This is a genomic window from Chryseobacterium sp. Leaf201 (genome assembly GCF_001421435.1).
Taxonomy (GTDB): domain Bacteria; phylum Bacteroidota; class Bacteroidia; order Flavobacteriales; family Weeksellaceae; genus Chryseobacterium.
The window spans coordinates 14,924-32,491 of the sequence record NZ_LMKA01000134.1 but is presented as its reverse complement, the minus strand read 5'-3'; the positions used below and the strand labels follow the sequence as shown (position 1 = coordinate 32,491).

The following is a 17,568-nucleotide window of genomic DNA, read 5'->3' as shown; positions in this document are numbered from 1 at the left end:
GTATCTTTAGAGTGCCTACCGAAGACACTTAACTTAGTAGCGGGAACCGGACTCGAACCGATGACCTTCGGGTTATGAGCCCGACGAGCTACCTACTGCTCCATCCCGCGGTGTATCTTTAGAGTGCTTACCGAAAGCACTAACTTAGTAGCGGGAACCGGACTCGAACCGATGACCTTCGGGTTATGAGCCCGACGAGCTACCTACTGCTCCATCCCGCGTTATTGGACTGCAAATATACGACAATATTTTTAAAATCCTAATTTTTCTTTACTATTAAAGACTTTTATGAAAATTATTTTAATATTCGTATCTTTGAGGTATGGCAAAAATATTAAAAATATATCCTGAGAATCCACGGGAAAACCTTATTGATGAGGTAGTTAAAACATTAAATAACGGCGGGCTGATTATTTATCCTTCCGATACGGTGTATGCATTGGGCTGTAATATTTTTGATATAAAAGCAATGGAAAAGCTGGCCCAGATCAAAAAACTTAAGCTGGAGAAGGCACAGTTCTCTATTATCTGTAATGATCTCAGCCACCTTTCGGATTTTACGCGGCCTATCAATACTTCGGTTTTCAGGTTTTTAAAAAGCCACCTGCCGGGGCCTTTTACCTTTATCCTGGAAGCCAACAAAAGTTTACCGTTAGCCTATAAAAACCATAAAACAATCGGGATCCGGGTTCCGGACCATCCGGTTCCCCAGCTTATTGTTGAGAAACTGGGACATCCGATTGCTTCAACTTCCATTAAGGATGACGACGAAATCATTGAATATTCCACAGATCCTGAACTGATTGCAGAAAAATACGGACATCTGGTAGATATTGTAATCGATTCCGGATACGGTGATAACATTGCTTCTACCATTGTGAACCTTACTTCAGGAGAGCCTGAAATCATAAGACAGGGAAAGGGTGATATTTAAAATTAAGTTCACGATCTGGAATCAGCTGCGGTTTTTTATTAATTTATGAATCTTAACGGAAAATATGCCTCGGGCATTCTGCTTACTTTTGTATTGCTGGCTGCGGCTATGCTTTACATCTTCCCTATTGTCAATATGATGACGGGGACGGCAGAGATTACTTCAGAAAAGTTTTTTTATTCACGGATGGTCCTGTGGCTGGTGGCAATCATTGTCTTTCTGTACAGTCTTGTTATAGAAAGACAGCGTTTCCTGCTCTGGAAGGAAAAACCCTATTCCGTCCTTTTTTATATCGGGGCAGTGGTCAGCCTGTACTTTATCTGTTTATTCGGAGGTGCTTTTCTGAATGCCCTGGTCAAAATTTCAACCCACGAAAAAACCAGTATCCAGCTGATGCGCCTGGCTCTGATTTTTAAGAATAATTATCCGTTAATCATCATCACCTGCCTTACAGCCGGTGTTGTGGAAGAGCTCCTGATGCGTGGCTATATGCAGCCGCGGATTGAAAAAATATACAGCAATCAATATTTCGGGATCCTGATCCCGGCCGTTTTATTCGGGATTCTTCACAGTACCTATGGAACCGTGGGCCAGGTATTGGTCCCGTTTTTTATCGGGGCTGTTTTTGCCGTTTTTTACAAACGGTATTCAAATATAAAAATTCTCATCATCTGTCACTTCATGTATGATTTCGTATCACTGATGGTCATGAATTTTATTAATGTCAAACATTTATCTGTATTGTAACTTATGAAAATAATAACATCGCCTGCCAAATTAATGAACACCGAAAATTCAACGGACCTGTTGAGAACCACGACGCCTAAATTCATTGATGACGCAGCTTACATACATTCCCATTTAAAGCACAAATCCCCGAAATACCTTTCTGAACTGATGGAAATTTCGTCTAAACTGGCGGATGAAAACTGGGAAAGAAACCAGAAATGGAATGCAAAACCTACGGCAAAGCAATCGGCTCCTGCCCTGTACGCTTTTACAGGCGAGGTATACAGAGGCATAGATGCCAAAACGCTGGGTAAAAGCGCGGTAGATTACTTACAGAAAAACCACAGGATCCTTTCCGGGTTATACGGACTTTTAAAGCCTTCTGATAAAGTCATGCTGTACCGCCTGGAAATGGGGCGTCCTTTTAAGTTTGAGGAATATAACAATCTGTATGAGTTCTGGAGGGATAAAATAACGGAACAGCTCAATTCTGAACTGAAAAAGAATGAAATCATCCTTAACCTGGCGAGCCAGGAATATTTCAAAGCCATCGACCGTAAAAAAATCCAGCATCAGATTATTGATTTTGACTTTTATGAATTAAAGGAAGGAAAACTTAAAACCATTGTGGTGTATACAAAACATGCCCGCGGCATGGTGGTGAGATTCTGTGCGGAAACCAATGCGAAAACCCTGAATGACGTTAGAGCTTTCAATTACGAGGGCTACAGGATTGATGAAGAAAAATCAACGGACACCAAACTGGTTTTTACAAGATAGATGACAATAGGAGACTTTAAAAAATATTTCAGAGAACAGCTTTCGGACGTTTATACAGATTCGGAAAGTGCTTTCTTATGCTCTGTTTTTATCGGAAAAATCGTAGGGCTCAATCCTTTTTATCAAAGGAAATTTTCCGGTCAGGCATTACTGGAAGATGATGAAGAAAAGCTTTTGACAGTAATCTCAGAACTGAAGAGCAACAAACCGTACCAGCACATTCTGGGTGAAACCGAGTTTTACGGCATGACATTCTTTGTAAATGAACATGTGCTGATCCCGAGGCCTGAAACTGAGGAACTGCTGGAACTGGCGGTCAAGAAAATCAACAGTTCAAAATCATGGAGGGAAAATATAAAAATCCTTGATATCGGAACGGGCAGCGGGGTGATTCCTCTGGTGTTAAAAAAACACTTTCCAAAAGCTGAAGTAACCTCTGTTGATTTTTCTGAAAAAGCCCTGGAAACAGCCAGGAAAAATGCAGATTTCCATAAGCTGGATGTCAGTTTTATTCATGCTGATTACCTTAATTATAACCTGAATGAAAACTATGATGTCATTATTTCAAATCCTCCGTATATCGGAATTGAAGAAGAAGTGGAAATTGAAGATTCCGTAAAAGAATTTGAACCGAAAATGGCCCTTTTCTCCCCTACTTCCGATACTCTTATTTTTTACAGGAAGATTGCGGAAGATGCTGCAAAGCACCTTAACGAAAACGGGATGCTATTTTTAGAAATCAATCAGAAACTTGGTCAGGAAACTTTAGAATTATATAGAGATATATTCTCAAATGCTGAATTGATCAAAGATTTATCCGGTTATGACCGGTTTATTTTTGGAGAGAAGTAGTTATTTATAAATCAATTATTAATTTCAGCAACGTTTTGAGACAAAAAAAAGCAGTGAAGATGAATTCACTGCTTTTTATTTAATTGAATAGTGATTAAATATTATCCTATTTTTTTCTTTACGAAGATCTGATAAGCTAAATAAGCTAAAGGAAGCGACATAACTCCTAGGAAATACACGTTACTCAAGGCAAGTTGTGGATGCATTACTACTGAGTATACCAAACCGAAAAAAGCACCTCCTAAATGTGCAGAATGTCCGAGATTATCCCATTGTTTAGGATTCAGCATCATGTATACTGAATATCCGAAATATAATGTTCCGAAAATCCAGCCCGGTAAAAAATTTACACTGATTTCATTTGGTGCCATTGCTATAGAAGCAAAAATGATTCCTGATACAGCCCCGGAAGCACCAATTGCAGAGTACCAAGGTTGATTTTTATAAATCATCAGACTAAACAAGTTTCCTAAAATTAACGAACCGAAATAAATAATGATAAACCCAACAGTGCCGAAGTACATTGTCACGGCACCCTGAAAAAAATACAGGGATAGCATATTGAAAAGTAAATGCATAAAATCGGCATGAAGAAAAGCGGAGGAAATTAACCTTATATATTCTTTTCTATTATTGATTGCACTTACATTAAATTTATATTTTTCGAAGATATTAATGTTATTCAATCCCACATAACTAACGACGCAGGTAATAGCTATTATAAATAAAACTATCGGATTCATGATTTTTTATTATTTATTTGTGTCTTATTATTTTTCTGAAGTTCCCTCATCACTTTCAAACAGATCACCAATCGTGCCACCGTCATCGTCCGCTTCCGGGCGTTCCGGTTCTTCATACAGTTCCGGCTCCTCTTCTTCTTCCGGTTCAGGGATGGTGAAGTTGATGGATTTTACCTTGAACTTCGTAAACTGGTTTCCGATGGCCCTGATCCCTTTTACGGCAATAAACTCATCAATATTTATGGTTTCAGGCTCACGTTCCTTGCCTTTGTCTTTGGCAAAAATAATTTCGGCGGTTGACCCGTTTGAAACGATAATGGTTTCTATAAATGATTTCGGGTGTTCAGACGGCATAAAGGTCTGGATGTTCGGCGTGTTTTCCAGCAGGAACCTCTTGATGAAATAAATATCCTTTTCACCATCAAAATAAATACAGGTAACGGGCTGGTTCGGACGCCATTTTTCAAGAACCAGGTATTGGTCATCAAAACGGTTTCCGAGATCAAAAGAAATCAGTCTGGCTTCGCCGTTCGTATTAATGGTCAGGATTTTATCATCCCCTTTAAAGCTTCCCAGCAAAGATCCTCTCCCGTCTGCATTCAACCTCCGTACTGTATCATCAAACCAGATTTTTCTAGGTGCCAGTGTAGAAACGCCTTCTTCTTTCAAATCCACTTTTTTAATGGAGAACTTGGTAACGAGATTCCCTTTGGTATCACGGCCTTTAATGGCCAGTTCGGAAAAGTCAATATCCATCTTGCTCTTTCTGATTCTTGGGTTGGGTTTCAGAAGCACACTTACGGTCTCGGCTTCACCATTGGGATTGGCTGAAAAATAAAGCATCTCCGAGCCTCTCTTATCAGAGGCCAAAGGATAATCCGTATTCCGGGTAACGCCGGTCACAAAAAAGCGTTTCATGTAGTAAGGCCCGTCACGACCTTCACGGTAAATCATATTATAAACCGTACGTTTGTCATTTTTCTTCCAGATCGCTACATGAAGGATATCTTTTCCGATGAAGGTTTTGGCCTCCACTTTCACCACTTTCATGCTTCCGTCTTTCCTGAATGTAATGATATCATCAATATCCGAACAGTCAAATAAATACTGGTCTTTTTTCAGGGATGTCCCGATGAAGCCTTCCTCGAAATTGGCATAGAATTTCTCATTGGCCACGGCTACTTTTGTCGCATCAATGGTATCAAAAATCCTGAGCTCCGTTTTCCGCTGCCGGTCTTTTCCGTATTTTTTCTGGATATTCAGGTAATAATCTATCGCATACTGAATCAGATGTCCTAGGTGGTGTTTTACCTGTTCTATTTTGCCTTCCAGGGCAGCAATATTTTCCTTGAACTTATCCAGATCAAACCTCGAAATCCTTTTGATCCTGATTTCGGTCAGTTTCAGGATATCCTCTTCTGTTACCGCTCTCAGCAGGTGCTTGGTATGAGGCTTAAGGCCTTTATCAATTGTTTTCAGGACATCTTCCCAGGTTTTTACCTCTTCAATATCATGGTAGATCCTGTTTTCAATGAAAATTCTTTCCAGTGAAGAAAAATGCCAGCTTTCCTGTAATTCGTGCAGCTCAATCTCCAGTTCTTTTTTAAGAAGGGATACGGTATGCTCCGTGTTTCTCCTTAAGATTTCAGACACGTTCAGGAACATCGGCTTGTCACCTACAATGACACAGGCGTTCGGGGAAATCGTTACCTGGCAGTCGGTAAAAGCATATAAGGCATCAATGGTCTTATCCGGTGAAACATCATTGTGGAGATGGATCAGGATTTCTACTTTATCTGAGGTATTGTCTTCAATTTTCTTGATTTTGATCTTGCCTTTTTCATTGGCTTTCAGAACAGAATCAATCAGGTCGCTCGTCGTTTTGGAATATGGGAGCTCCGTGATAATAAGGGTATGCTTATCCAACGGTGAAATTTTTGCCCTTGCCCTTACTTTTCCGCCTCTGTGGCCGTCATTGTACTCGGAAACATCCAGGTAACCTGCCGTTAAAAAATCAGGAAACAGCTCAAACTTCTTTCCTTTTAAATGGGCTACGGAAGCATTGATCAGCTCATTGAAATTATGCGGGAGGATTTTCGTTGAAAGCCCTACCCCGATTCCTTCGACACCCTGGGCAAGCAGCAACGGGAATTTTACCGGAAGATCAATCGGTTCATTGTTTCTTCCGTCATAAGATTTGGCCCAGTCCGTTGTTTTGGGATTAAATACCACCTCCAGTGCGAAAGGGGTCAGCCTTGCTTCAATATATCTTGCAGCGGCGGCAGAATCCCCGGTATAGATGTTTCCCCAGTTTCCCTGGGTATCAATCAGCAGTTCCCGCTGCCCGATTCCCACCATTGCATCGGTAATGGACGCATCACCGTGCGGGTGATACTTCATGGTATTCCCTACAATGTTGGCCACTTTATTATAACGTCCGTCTTCCAGCTCGCGCATGGAATGCATGATTCTTCGCTGAACAGGCTTGAAACCGTCATATACCGACGGGATGGCCCGGTCTAAAATTACGTAAGAAGCATAATCCAGAAACCAGTCTCTGTACAGCCCGGAAACTTTCTTTAAGCTCTCACCTTCATGCGGATTTTCTTCTGTCATCATTTATTATTAACTCTTTTCTCGTTATTGGCTTTTACCACTTTATTTAATGAGAATTTTAAATCACTGGTTTCTTTTCTGGTAAGATATGAAATTTCATACTTTAAAATTGTTGAACCGCTGTTTTTACTGGAAATGGTGATGTATAATCTTTTCATGAAAAACAGATCGATTACCTCGTATTTCAGCAGTTTATATTTCGGGAATTCGTCGCTCAACGGTTGCTGTAAAAAAGGGACAATGTTCCTGTTCCTGAAATGAAGCGCCTCCCCGTCACTGTCATACTCAAAAATCTGTCTCCCGTTCAGGTAAAAAAGGATGATCAGCAAGAGCGGCACAAGGATCAGGAGAAAACTCTCATTCCCTAAAATATCAAATTTGTATTCCTCTAAAAAATAAGCTCCCGTTCCCCCGATCAAAAACATGATCAGCAGGGTGTTGACGAAGCCGTAAACCGAAGTCTTGTTACGGTTACTAAGTCTCATATTATCAGTTTGTTTTGTTTTCTTATTATTTTGAATTTATGTCTGAATTATCCTGTTAATTAAACTTCATCAACAACTTCAGCTTCACTTAAGATTTCTTTTTTATTGATATCCGGGTCTTCCACCACCAGGTTTTCAAGGATAAACATCTGGCGGTCCGGGGTATTTTTCCCCATATAGAATTCCAGCAGCTGTTCTATGGTCTGGTCCTTTCCTGCCACCACCGGTTCCAGGCGGATGTCTTTCCCGATGAAATGCTTGAATTCATCAGGTGAGATTTCTCCCAGACCCTTAAAACGCGTAATTTCCGGATTTTTGCCTAATTCATTCAGCGCTTTGATCCTTTCCTGTTCAGAATAGCAATACCTGGTTTCCTTTTTGTTTCTTACCCTGAACAAAGGGGTCTGAAGAATATACAGGTGGCCGTTCTTGATCAGATCCGGGAAAAACTGCAGGAAGAATGTGATCATCAGCAGACGGATGTGCATCCCGTCCACATCGGCATCCGTTGCAATGATAACCTGGTTGTATCTCAGGTCCTCAAGACTTTCTTCAATATTCAGAGCCGCCTGAAGAAGGTTGAATTCTTCATTTTCATACACCACTTTCTTTGTTAAACCGTAACAGTTCAGCGGCTTCCCTTTCAGTGAAAATACAGCCTGTGTTTCCACATCCCTGGATTTCGTGATGGATCCTGAAGCGGAATCCCCCTCGGTGATGAAGATCTGCGTTTCGCCTTTTCTTTCGTTTTTCTGGTCGTTGTAATGCTGCCTGCAGTCGCGGAGCTTTTTATTGTGGAGCGAGACTTTTTTAGCCCTTTCCCTGGCCAGCTTCTGGATTCCGGAAAGTTCTTTCCTTTCCCGTTCGGAGATCAGGATCTTTCTCTGGATGGCTTCTGCCACTTCCGGGTTTCTGTGCAGGAAGTTATCCAGTTTGCTTTTCAGGAAATCAATGATGAATATCCTCACCGTCGGCCCGTTGGGGCCCATGTCATTGGATCCTAATTTTGTCTTGGTCTGGGATTCAAACACGGGTTCTTCCACATTGATGGAGATGGCTGCCACAATGGACTTTCTTACGTCTGAGGCATCAAAGTTTTTATTGAAGAACTCACGGATGGTTTTTACGTACGCTTCACGGAACGCATTCAGGTGCGTCCCTCCCTGCGTGGTATTCTGTCCGTTGACGAATGAGAAATAGGTTTCCGTCTGGGATTTATCGGTATGTGTGATGGCAACTTCTATATCGTTGTCCCTTAAATGAACAATGGGATACAGGGTTTCACTTTCCAGCTCTTCATCCAGTAAATCTTTAAGTCCGTTTTCAGAAAAGAAGGTTTCACCGTTGAAAAAAATCTTCAGTCCGGGATTCAGGTACGCATAATTGCGCAGCATCCGCTCGATATATTCTTTCCTGTATTTGAAGTTGAGGAAAATATCCCCGTCCGGAACAAAGGAAATTTCCGTACCGTTTCGGTCTGATGTATCTTTCTCCTCGTGGTTTTCTGTAATCAGTCCACGGGAAAATTCGGCAATTTTCATTCTGCCGTCCCGGAAAGACCGTACGCGGAAGTATTCGGAAAGCGCATTGACCGCCTTGGTCCCGACTCCGTTCAGCCCCACCGATTTTTTGAAGGCCTTACTGTCATATTTACCTCCGGTATTCATTTTTGAGACGGCATCCACTACTTTTCCCAGCGGAATTCCCCGGCCGAAGTCCCGGATCGTAACTTTACCGTCGTCTACTTTTATTTCGATTCTTTTACCGGATTTCATCCTGAATTCATCAATGGAATTATCCAGGATTTCCTTCAGCAGGATGTAGATCCCGTCATCGGCGGAAGAGCCGTCCCCCAGTTTCCCGATGTACATTCCGGGGCGGAGGCGGATGTGTTCCTGCCAGTCCAGGGTTCTGATATTATCTTCGGAATAGATTGGATTTGTTTCTTGTGACATATGTTATTTCAGCAAACATACAAAAGTACGAAATTGTGAAAAATTATCCGAAATTTTTAATTCATTTTTTGCCAATATTTATCATAAAGTATTGTATAATTATCAATGAAAAGCTATATTTACATTATTCAATACCAGGTGAAAAAGACAATGAGAAGGTAAATCTGCAGTAATAAAAAAACTCGCCTCACATTTTTAACCGCTGTACGCAACAGAATAATACAAATGATCATGACCTAGGACCGATAAACTTTATATAAAAACAACAAACCAAACCACACCATGAAAAACACGCTCCATGCCTGCATTATTGATGAGCAAAACAACGGCGAACAGATTGCACTGCTGCTGAAAGACGAATTCCCGGAATTTGAAATTGATTTCCGTACAGACAGCCTCCAGCACGCTTACGATTACCTCAGTAAAAATTCTCCGGATCTCTTATTCGTCGATATCCGGCAGGCTGATAAAACAGCTGTTGAAATGCTGTCTAAATTCAGGGAAAGCCTTTCCTCCATCATCTTTATTACCGATTCTGAAACAGCAGCAATCCAGGCTATCAAAAGAGGCGTTACCGACTGCCTGATAAAGCCGGTGAAAAATCTTGATTTTGTTATTACCGTCAATAAAGCGGTTGAAAACCTGAAAAGACAGCGGGCAGCGCTTCTGCTGGGCAATGTCATTCACAATAAGATCAACCTCCCTACCCTTCAGGGCTTCAAAAGGGTGAATATTGATGAAATCATCCGCTGCGAGGCAGATTCCAATTATACTTTTATTTACTTATCCGATAAATCAAAGGTCATGGTTTCAAAAACACTGTATGACTTTGAAAAGCATCTTTCCGAATACAATTTCTTCCGGATCCATCACAAGCACCTCATCAACCTTGAGCACCTGAAGGAATACATTAAAGGAAAAGGCGGCCAGGTGGTAATGACCGATAATTCGGTCCTGGATGTGTCCATACGCAAGAAACATGAATTTTTACACGCCATCGCATAAATATATCCCGCTTATTTGAAAAAAATCTACACTTGCTCAATTCTTAAAGGCACTTAATCACTTGAAATAGGCTGATCCATCATACTTTGATACTTTTGAGGCAATCAAATATCAAATATTAGCATTATGAAAAAAAGTCTATGTAATGTGAAAAGCATGATCGCAGCAGCGATGATTTTCTCAACAGCAGCCGTAAATGCCCAGCTTTGGGATGTTAACGGAAACGGCGGAATCAATAATTCCAACTATGTAGGAACCATTGATTCCACACCGCTTTACCTGAGGGTAGACGGAAACAGTTCAAACCCGGGGCAGGCACTGTTAAACGAATCCGGATCTTTCTTTGTAGAAAGTTCCAACAACACCAATATTGCCAAAGCGAAAGGCAGTATCATTGCCGGATTGGGAAATGTTTTAGGCTCGAATGCCAACAGTTCCATGGTGAGCGGATGGCAGAATGACCTGTCGGATGCAGGAGGAGCCAATATCGTGGCAGGCCAGGGAAACCGCATCATCAACCAGGCCGGAAAATCCGTGGCACTGGGATGGGTGAATACCATTATGGATGCCAACCAGTTTGCCATCGGAGTCGGTGTAGAGCTTAAGTCTCCCTATTCGGCCGGACTCGGGATTGACCTGATTGCCACCGGAAACAGATCTTTCGTATTCGGTTCGGGAACGGGCGGCGGATCAAAACTGACGAATAATATTTCCAATTCCATCATGTTCGGGGTTTCCACCACGCCTACCATGCTCATCAAAGACCAGCAGGTAGGCATAAGAACCATTACGCCAACGGCCAATTTCCATACGGTAGGAACGGTACGGTTACAGAACCTGCCTAACGGAAGCGGAAGGGCTTTGGTAGTGGATGCCAATGGAAACGTAATGGTAGCCAGCAGCACCATCACAAAAATGGCCGGCGGGGAAGAAGCAGGGCTTCAGGATCAGATCGACGTGCTTAAAAATGAAATCAGGGAGCTGAAAGAATTATTAAAACAAAACAAAGTAAGCGTTGACCTGAGCTCAGGCTCCAGTGAAGCAAAACTATACCAGAATGCGCCCAATCCTGCCAGAGGGGAAACCAGCATCAGGTATTATCTTCCTAAAGAATCAGGCGATGCCTCGGTTTCCGTTTACAACATTTCCGGCCAGCTGGTAAAAACCATTGCCCTGAAAGAAAAAGGAAACGGAAGCATCAGCATTACCGGCTTGCAGGGCGGAGCATATGTGTACCAGATGACTGTCGGTGGTAAGAATATTGACAGCAAAAAAATGCTGGTTCAGGATTAAATCATTAAACGATAAAGTGTTAAACCATCCTTCCCCGGATGGTTTTTTTATGTCTGCAACCGCACATACCAGATAATCAACGGCGCATAATAAGGCAGAAGCCACATATACTCATTTGTGGTACCACATCATGTATTTACAAATTATCTTTACAAAAAGCAATAGTCAAGGGTGTTGTGTGAATACCCTGCTGTTGCCAGGTAACTCATATTAATAAAATACTTAATTATGAAAACTCATTTATCCCAGAAAAGCATTCATACCTTAGTAGTAATGCTTCAGAAAACACTGACTGCTGTAAAGCCTCAAAAATTCATCCTGGTTTTACTGATCGGATTGCTGGCCCACACGGAAATTTCAGCCCACGCTTCCACTGTTACCCGGAAATGGTGTGGCGGCTTTTTCCACAGGAAATTTGTTGCCAGGGCACAGACTTCTGTCTTAAGCTATACAAAATACCAGACAGGATATAACTGTATAGGACAGTTTGTAGGATATGCCAATATGGGAAGCTGGTCTACCAACTGCAGCGACGAAAGCAAAGGCTGCTCCCGTCCTCAAACCGCTACCTGCAGCAAAAGCGGAACTGTATATGACAGGATTTTCAGCGGATGCTATCTGCTGTTTACCAATCCGCAGTCGTATTATGCCTATGCACAGGCCCGGCATCTTACCAGTGGGATCTATCTTTCCCAGTCTTCTTCCGGAAGAGGCTCGGCAGGGCTGACGGGAAATTTCTTACTGGATCCTGATAAGCTTGCCCAACTGGCTGACGACGGAACATCTTCAGGAGAAATAACCGGGGATATTGACATCAACGATAACAATAACCTGGTAATCAGTAAGCTTCAGGGGAAACTAAGCGTTACGGCAGGAGCAGATTATTTTTCAAAAATTAAAATTGTTATCATCAAAGAAAAACAGAATATTACCGATGACGAAGCATTGCAGCATGAAGAAGCAGTACAGAACGGCACTTATCCGGATGTGGTATATACCGCTCAGATGAGCGTTTCAAAAAGCGGGATTACCCATGACGGAATTTTTTCCAAAGGCTTTGCTTCCGGGCAGATCAAGGAATTTTCTGCCAATCAGCAGTCCGGTGTCAATGTAAATGATTTTTCTGCAACACTCCCTTTAAATCCCAATCTTGACGATGATGAAAAACTTACGCTGGTAACCGTGGTTGATGGTGGCTTTGATGTCAGTTCAGCAGTGGTTAATAAAAGTAATGATACCCTTACAGCAAACAATACTTCAGATATCAGAATGCCCCAGCTTTATCCAAACCCGGCAAAAGATCATGTAGATATCAACATAGACCTTGATAAAAGAGAAGCAGTGCATGTACGCATCGTAAGCCCTTCAGGAAAAACAACCTTAGAAAAATCTGAATTGCCGGGAAGCGGCCGCCGGACCATACGTATGAATACAGAAAAATTACTCCCCGGCGTCTATATTGTAGAAATACAGACGGGAAGCAGGATAAGTTCTCATAAACTAATCATTTCGCAATAACGGTATTACATTAACATCAATACTATGTAGATCATTTTGAAGTTAACATGTGCTCAGAAAACAGAAATGCGTAGCGGTTATCTCTAAAAGTAAAGGCTGCCTCATGCATAAGGCAGCCTTTTTATTTTTAAACGGTAATCTGTTAATACTTATTTAAGCTTTGTAACACCTTGCTTATTCTGTTAATGAGCCGCCGCCTCTTTGCCGAATTTTTTCAGCGTTAAAAAATGCGAGCGCAGGGCAGATAAAAAGCTCTTGTTTTCAATGTAAGGCAGGTTAAACTCCATGGCTGTCTCTTTTACAATAACGGAGATCTCACCGTAATGAATATGGCAGACTTTAGGAAACAGGTGATGCTCGATCTGCCTGTTCAGCCCGCCAAGGAAAAATGCCGCAAGCTTATTGTGCGTTGCAAAATTGGCGGTTGTACGCATCTGGTGTTCCGCCCAGGCTTCTTCCATCTGTCCGGTTTCGTTAGGCAGCGGGAAGTGGGTTCCTTCAACAACATGGGCCAGCTGAAAGACCAGCCCCATCGTTAAGCCTTCGGCGATATGCAAAAGCAGAAAGCCAATCAGAAACTGCCACCAGGTTATATCAAGCACCAATAATGGCAATACAATAAACAGGAAATAATAAAGCGCTTTATAGAAAAATAAATTGAAATACTCCCGCTTCGGGTGCTTATTCTTATGCGCCCCGATTTTTTTCTGGAAAAACTTCACATAATCCTTACGGAACACCCACGACAGGGAAGCCAGGCTGTACAGGGGAAAGGCATACCAGTGCTGGTACCGCTGAATGGAATTCACTTCATCTTCTTCAGCAATCCGGATCAATCCCGGTGCTACCTCAATGTCCTCATCGTGCCCGGGGATATTGGTATAGGTATGGTGAACCACATTGTGCGTAATGCTCCAGACGTATGGATTGGCACCGATCAGGTTAAAAATAAACCCGAACATTTTATTTACGCTTTTATTGCCGGAGAACGCGCCATGTATTGCATCGTGACAGACATTGAATCCTACAAAAGCACTGAACATACCAAGTATTGCTGCTAGCGGCAGAAGCATCCAGGCAGGCAGAAACCCTGTAATCATGATCAGGTAGATTCCGGTGAATCCTGTAAGGAAAAATACAGTCTTGCCCCACATTTTAGCATTGGCATGCTGGCTTATCTGATGCTGAACGAAAAACTGGTCTACCCTGCTCCTGACGGTTGCATAAAAACCGGAACCGCAGGCTGATGAAAATTTTAATTTTTGTGACATAGATGATGTTTGATCTACCTAACGCGAACAAACAGATCTGTTAATCGGGTGTTGGAATAAGGAGAGTATTGAATGTCCGGCACGTTACCGGATTGTATACAAATATAACGTATTAATTTTTAATTTATTATAGTTTACTGTAACACTGCATCTGGCAAGCTGGATTTTTATCTTTGATTTCCCCTGAAACCTTTTAACTGAATAGTTTAAACCGTTTCTTATACTTTAATCCTTTGATTGTAATTATTTAAGCTTTGTGATTTTGTTTATCAATTTAAAATGTGTCGGAATACTGTAGAATAATTAAGCAGGTTGTAAAATTTAACCACCCGTATTTTACCGTTTATTTCAAAAATTAAATTAAATTCGGGATAAATTCATTTCAATGATACAACTTCCCCTATCCAAGCTTTCCGATGTAGGAACTACCATTTTCAGCCAGATGACACAGCTGGCCCAGGAACATGAAGCCATTAACCTCTCTCAGGGGTTTCCGGATTTTATGTCGGATCCCGAACTGCTGGGCCATGCAGAACATTTCATCAAAAAAGGCTTTAATCAGTATGCTCCGATGGGCGGCATGATGAACCTGAAGGAAGAAATTGCGGGAAAGATTGAGACCAGCCACCAGGCCGTTTACCACCCTGAATCTGAAATCACCATAACGGCAGGCGGGACACAAGCTATTTTTACCACTATTGCCGCTTTTGTAAAAAAAGATGATGAGGTCATTATTTTTGAGCCTGCTTATGACTGTTACGAGCCCACGGTGGAACTTTTCGGGGGCATTGTAAAACGTTTCGAGATGAAAGCGCCGGAATATGAAATCGACTGGAATACCGTAAAAGGACTGATAAGCGAAAAGACGAGAATGATTATTCTCAATAATCCGAACAACCCTTCAGGAAAGATTTTAAAAGAACATGACCTTCAGGAATTAACCGGTATTGTAAAGGGGACTTCGATACTGATTCTGAGTGATGAGGTATATGAAAATATTGTGTTCGACGGGAAACAGCATTTAAGCATCTGCCGGTATCCCGAGTTAAAAGAGCGGAGCCTTATGGTGGCTTCTTTCGGAAAACTGTTTCATGTGACCGGCTGGAAAATAGGATATTGCGCTGCCCCGAAAAACCTGACGGATGAATTCAGGAAAGTCCACCAGTTTAACGTATTTTCCGTAAATGCACCGCTTCAGCTGGCTTTGGCAGAATATATGAAAAACCCGGATCATTACCTTTATTTGAACGGATTCTTTCAGGAAAAAAGGGATTTTTTAAGAAAGGGACTGGCCAATACGCCTTTTGAGCTGCTGGACTGCGAGGGAACGTATTTCCAGGCTTTGAAATATGATAAGATTTCTGATAAAAATGATTTTGATTTTGCCCGCGAGCTGACCGTTACCCATAAAGTAGCAAGTGTACCCTTTTCTTCGTTTTATAAAAATAAAAAGAATGAGCACGTAATCCGGCTGTGTTTTGCAAAGAAAGAGGAAACACTGGAACAGGCACTTGAACATCTGTCGAAGCTATAAATAAAAAACGGTGGCCTGGAAAAACCAGCCACCGTTTTTTTATAGGAACATCCCGCCGGAAGCCTCAATCCGCTGACCATTTACCCAGCGCGCTTCTTCCGTACAGAGGAAAGCCACTACGCCCCCGATATCGTCCGGAACTCCGGCCCTTCCCAATGCGGTTGCGCCTGCAATCATGGCATTCACCTGTTCATCATCCCGGGTTCTTCCGCCTCCGAAATCAGTCTCGATGGCACCCGGAGCCACTACATTTGCCTTGATTTTTTTCGGTCCCAGTTCTTTGGCCATGTATCTTGTCAGCATCTCAACGCCGGCTTTTACCGAACCGTATACGGAAGATCCCGGCAATGCAAACCTTGCAAGCCCGGAAGAAACATTGATAATTCCGCCGTGCTCATTGATGAAGGGTAAAAATTTCTGGGTCAGGAAGAACACCCCTTTAAAATGAATATCCACCACATCATCCAGCTGCTCTTCGGTAACTTCGGCAATTGGGGAATACAGAGCCGTTCCTGCATTGTTGACCAGGAAATCAATATTTCTGCTGCCGGTATTTTCTTCCAGATGGTCGCCGACTGTTTTTACAAAAGCCTCAAAACTCCTGATATCCTTTGTATCAAGCGGATACGCAATGGCTTTTCTCCCCATCGCCTGGATTTCGCTTACTGTTTTTTCGGCTTCCTCCCGGTTGCTTTTATACGTAATAATCACGTCAAGGCCTTTCTCAGCAATTTTTAGAGCTGAATTTCTCCCTAAGCCACGGCTTCCGCCGGTAATCAATGCGATTTTTGTTCTTGTTTCCATATTTTTTAATTGGTTTTAATACAGCAAAGTTCTGTATTTCCCAGGTGGGAATACTTGCTTTAATCAAACTGGAATTTGCAAAATTCAAATCATGAACGGAATTCCAATGGAGTCATTGAAGTTTTCTTCTTAAAGAAATTCGAAAAGTGGGCAATTTCTTCAAACCCTAAAGTATAGCCTATTTCGGAAACCGTCCAACGGGTCTGCCTTAACAGGATTTTAGCTTCCTGCACAATTCTTTCCGCAATGATGTCTGTAGTGGTTTTTCCGGTGCTTTCTTTCAGTTTTTTATTCAGATGGTTCACATGGACGGCCAGGCGGTCTGCATAATCCTTTGCTGTTTTCAGTTGAAGCTGCTGATCAGGGGCTTCTATGGGAAACTGGCGTTCCAGCAATTCAATAAACAGGGAAACTACCCTGAGGGAAGCATCACCTGAAGCAGAAAGCTTAGCGGCAGGCTGCAGTTTCTGTCCGTAATGCACCAGTTCCAGCACATAGTTTCTGATGAGGTCATATTTGAAAATATAATCGGAAACGATTTCTTTTTTGATTTTTGCAAACAGGATTTCTATTTCATCCGCCAGCTCATCACCAATCTCAAAAAGCGGAATGGCTCCGGGCCGGAAAATCGGAAGGTCCTCTAATGTACTGTACGGTTTATCCTTCATAAAAAAATCTTCGGTGAACACACAGAAGCTCCCCGACTGGTCTGTATCTTCGGGAATCCAGTGATAAGGCACTTTCGGAGTAGCAAACAACAGGGCATTGGTTTTAATCTTAATGATTTTATCGGCATATTCTGCCCTGTTCTTTCCGCGGATCAGGCTGATCTTGTAATACTTTCTCCTGTTGTACGGCATCTGAAACGTAAGCTTTACCTGCTGTATCGTCTGGGCAATGTCGAAAACATTAAAGTGGCCGATTTCTTTCTGCAGCCCTTTGGGCAGAATACTGTCGATGTCTATGCCTAGCTTCTCTGTCATTTCCTGATAAAAATCTTCCAGAGAACTATGGAACGTATGCGCGGTTTTTTCCATGATCATGGTTTA

At 42.2% G+C, this 17,568-nt stretch carries 15 protein-coding genes and 2 tRNA genes; 8 read left to right on the top strand and 9 right to left on the bottom strand.

Annotated elements, in window-relative coordinates; genetic code table 11:
* Nucleotides 1-37: 37 nt before the first annotated feature.
* Both ASE55_RS19025 and ASE55_RS19020 read right to left on the bottom strand, forming a co-directional pair.
* A tRNA-Met gene (locus tag ASE55_RS19025) sits at nt 38-110 on the bottom strand.
* 38 nt (nt 111-148) lie between these two features.
* Nucleotides 149-221 (bottom strand) — tRNA-Met (locus tag ASE55_RS19020).
* 101 nt (nt 222-322) lie between these two features.
* On the opposite strand from ASE55_RS19020, the gene ASE55_RS19015 reads away from it, so the two are divergent.
* Genes ASE55_RS19015 through prmC form a run of 4 tightly spaced genes read left to right on the top strand, consistent with a single transcriptional unit; the run spans nt 323 to nt 3,295 of the window.
* On the top strand, nt 323-934 hold the full coding sequence (locus ASE55_RS19015) for an L-threonylcarbamoyladenylate synthase (protein ID WP_056223398.1): 612 nt from the start codon (nt 323-325) through the stop codon (nt 932-934).
* A gap of 45 nt (nt 935-979) precedes the next feature.
* Entirely contained in the window at nt 980-1,681 is a 702-nt protein-coding gene (locus ASE55_RS19010) for a CPBP family intramembrane glutamic endopeptidase (RefSeq protein ID WP_056223396.1), read from the top strand.
* 3 nt (nt 1,682-1,684) lie between these two features.
* Nucleotides 1,685-2,443: a peroxide stress protein YaaA gene (gene yaaA / locus ASE55_RS19005; RefSeq protein WP_056223394.1), complete on the top strand. Its 759-nt coding sequence runs from the start codon at nt 1,685-1,687 to the stop codon at nt 2,441-2,443.
* Nucleotides 2,444-3,295 carry a peptide chain release factor N(5)-glutamine methyltransferase gene (gene prmC / locus ASE55_RS19000; RefSeq protein ID WP_056223392.1) on the top strand — a complete coding sequence of 284 codons (852 nt, stop codon included), beginning with the start codon at nt 2,444-2,446 and terminating at the stop codon, nt 3,293-3,295.
* A 101-nt stretch (nt 3,296-3,396) separates the two neighbouring features.
* Here prmC and ASE55_RS18995 read toward each other — a convergent pair whose 3' ends face one another.
* From ASE55_RS18995 to ASE55_RS18980, 4 genes are read right to left on the bottom strand one after another with little or no spacing between them, the layout of a single operon-like run.
* The gene (locus ASE55_RS18995) at nt 3,397-4,038 is read right to left on the bottom strand and encodes a rhomboid family intramembrane serine protease (RefSeq protein WP_056223390.1); all 642 of its coding nucleotides are present in this window, start codon (nt 4,036-4,038) and stop codon (nt 3,397-3,399) included.
* A gap of 27 nt (nt 4,039-4,065) precedes the next feature.
* A complete protein-coding gene (locus tag ASE55_RS18990; protein WP_128414626.1) occupies nt 4,066-6,657 on the bottom strand; it encodes a DNA gyrase/topoisomerase IV subunit A in 2,592 nt (863 codons plus the stop codon).
* Nucleotides 6,654-7,139, bottom strand: coding sequence for a hypothetical protein (locus ASE55_RS18985; protein WP_056223388.1), 486 nt, complete (start codon nt 7,137-7,139; stop codon nt 6,654-6,656). The genes ASE55_RS18990 and ASE55_RS18985 overlap by 4 nt, the downstream gene beginning before the upstream one ends.
* A 59-nt stretch (nt 7,140-7,198) precedes the next feature.
* Nucleotides 7,199-9,094: a DNA topoisomerase IV subunit B gene (locus tag ASE55_RS18980; RefSeq protein WP_056223387.1), complete on the bottom strand. Its 1,896-nt coding sequence runs from the start codon at nt 9,092-9,094 to the stop codon at nt 7,199-7,201.
* A 282-nt stretch (nt 9,095-9,376) separates the two neighbouring features.
* Between ASE55_RS18980 and ASE55_RS18975 the strand changes: the two genes are divergently transcribed.
* The 3 genes from ASE55_RS18975 (at nt 9,377) to ASE55_RS18965 (ending at nt 12,910) form a co-directional block, all read left to right on the top strand.
* Entirely contained in the window at nt 9,377-10,099 is a 723-nt protein-coding gene (locus ASE55_RS18975) for a LytR/AlgR family response regulator transcription factor (protein WP_056223385.1), read from the top strand.
* 126 nt (nt 10,100-10,225) lie between these two features.
* On the top strand, nt 10,226-11,392 hold the full coding sequence (locus tag ASE55_RS18970; RefSeq protein WP_082474718.1) for a T9SS type A sorting domain-containing protein: 1,167 nt from the start codon (nt 10,226-10,228) through the stop codon (nt 11,390-11,392).
* Between the two features lie 228 nt (nt 11,393-11,620).
* Nucleotides 11,621-12,910, top strand: coding sequence for a T9SS type A sorting domain-containing protein (locus tag ASE55_RS18965; protein ID WP_056223380.1), 1,290 nt, complete (start codon nt 11,621-11,623; stop codon nt 12,908-12,910).
* Between the two features lie 182 nt (nt 12,911-13,092).
* Here the strand turns inward: ASE55_RS18965 and ASE55_RS18960 are convergent, their stop codons facing one another.
* Nucleotides 13,093-14,181, bottom strand: coding sequence for a fatty acid desaturase family protein (locus ASE55_RS18960; RefSeq protein WP_056223378.1), 1,089 nt, complete (start codon nt 14,179-14,181; stop codon nt 13,093-13,095).
* Between the two features lie 385 nt (nt 14,182-14,566).
* Here ASE55_RS18960 and ASE55_RS18955 point away from each other — a divergent pair, with 385 nt between their 5' ends.
* The gene (locus ASE55_RS18955; RefSeq protein ID WP_056223376.1) at nt 14,567-15,715 is read left to right on the top strand and encodes a methionine aminotransferase; all 1,149 of its coding nucleotides are present in this window, start codon (nt 14,567-14,569) and stop codon (nt 15,713-15,715) included.
* Between the two features lie 39 nt (nt 15,716-15,754).
* On the opposite strand, the gene ASE55_RS18950 is transcribed toward ASE55_RS18955, so the two are convergent.
* Nucleotides 15,755-16,519, bottom strand: a complete 765-nt coding sequence (locus ASE55_RS18950) for an SDR family NAD(P)-dependent oxidoreductase (RefSeq protein WP_056223374.1) — start codon at nt 16,517-16,519, stop codon at nt 15,755-15,757.
* A gap of 89 nt (nt 16,520-16,608) precedes the next feature.
* The gene (locus ASE55_RS18945) at nt 16,609-17,556 is read right to left on the bottom strand and encodes a helix-turn-helix domain-containing protein (RefSeq protein WP_056223509.1); all 948 of its coding nucleotides are present in this window, start codon (nt 17,554-17,556) and stop codon (nt 16,609-16,611) included.
* Nucleotides 17,557-17,568: the final 12 nt, after the last annotated feature.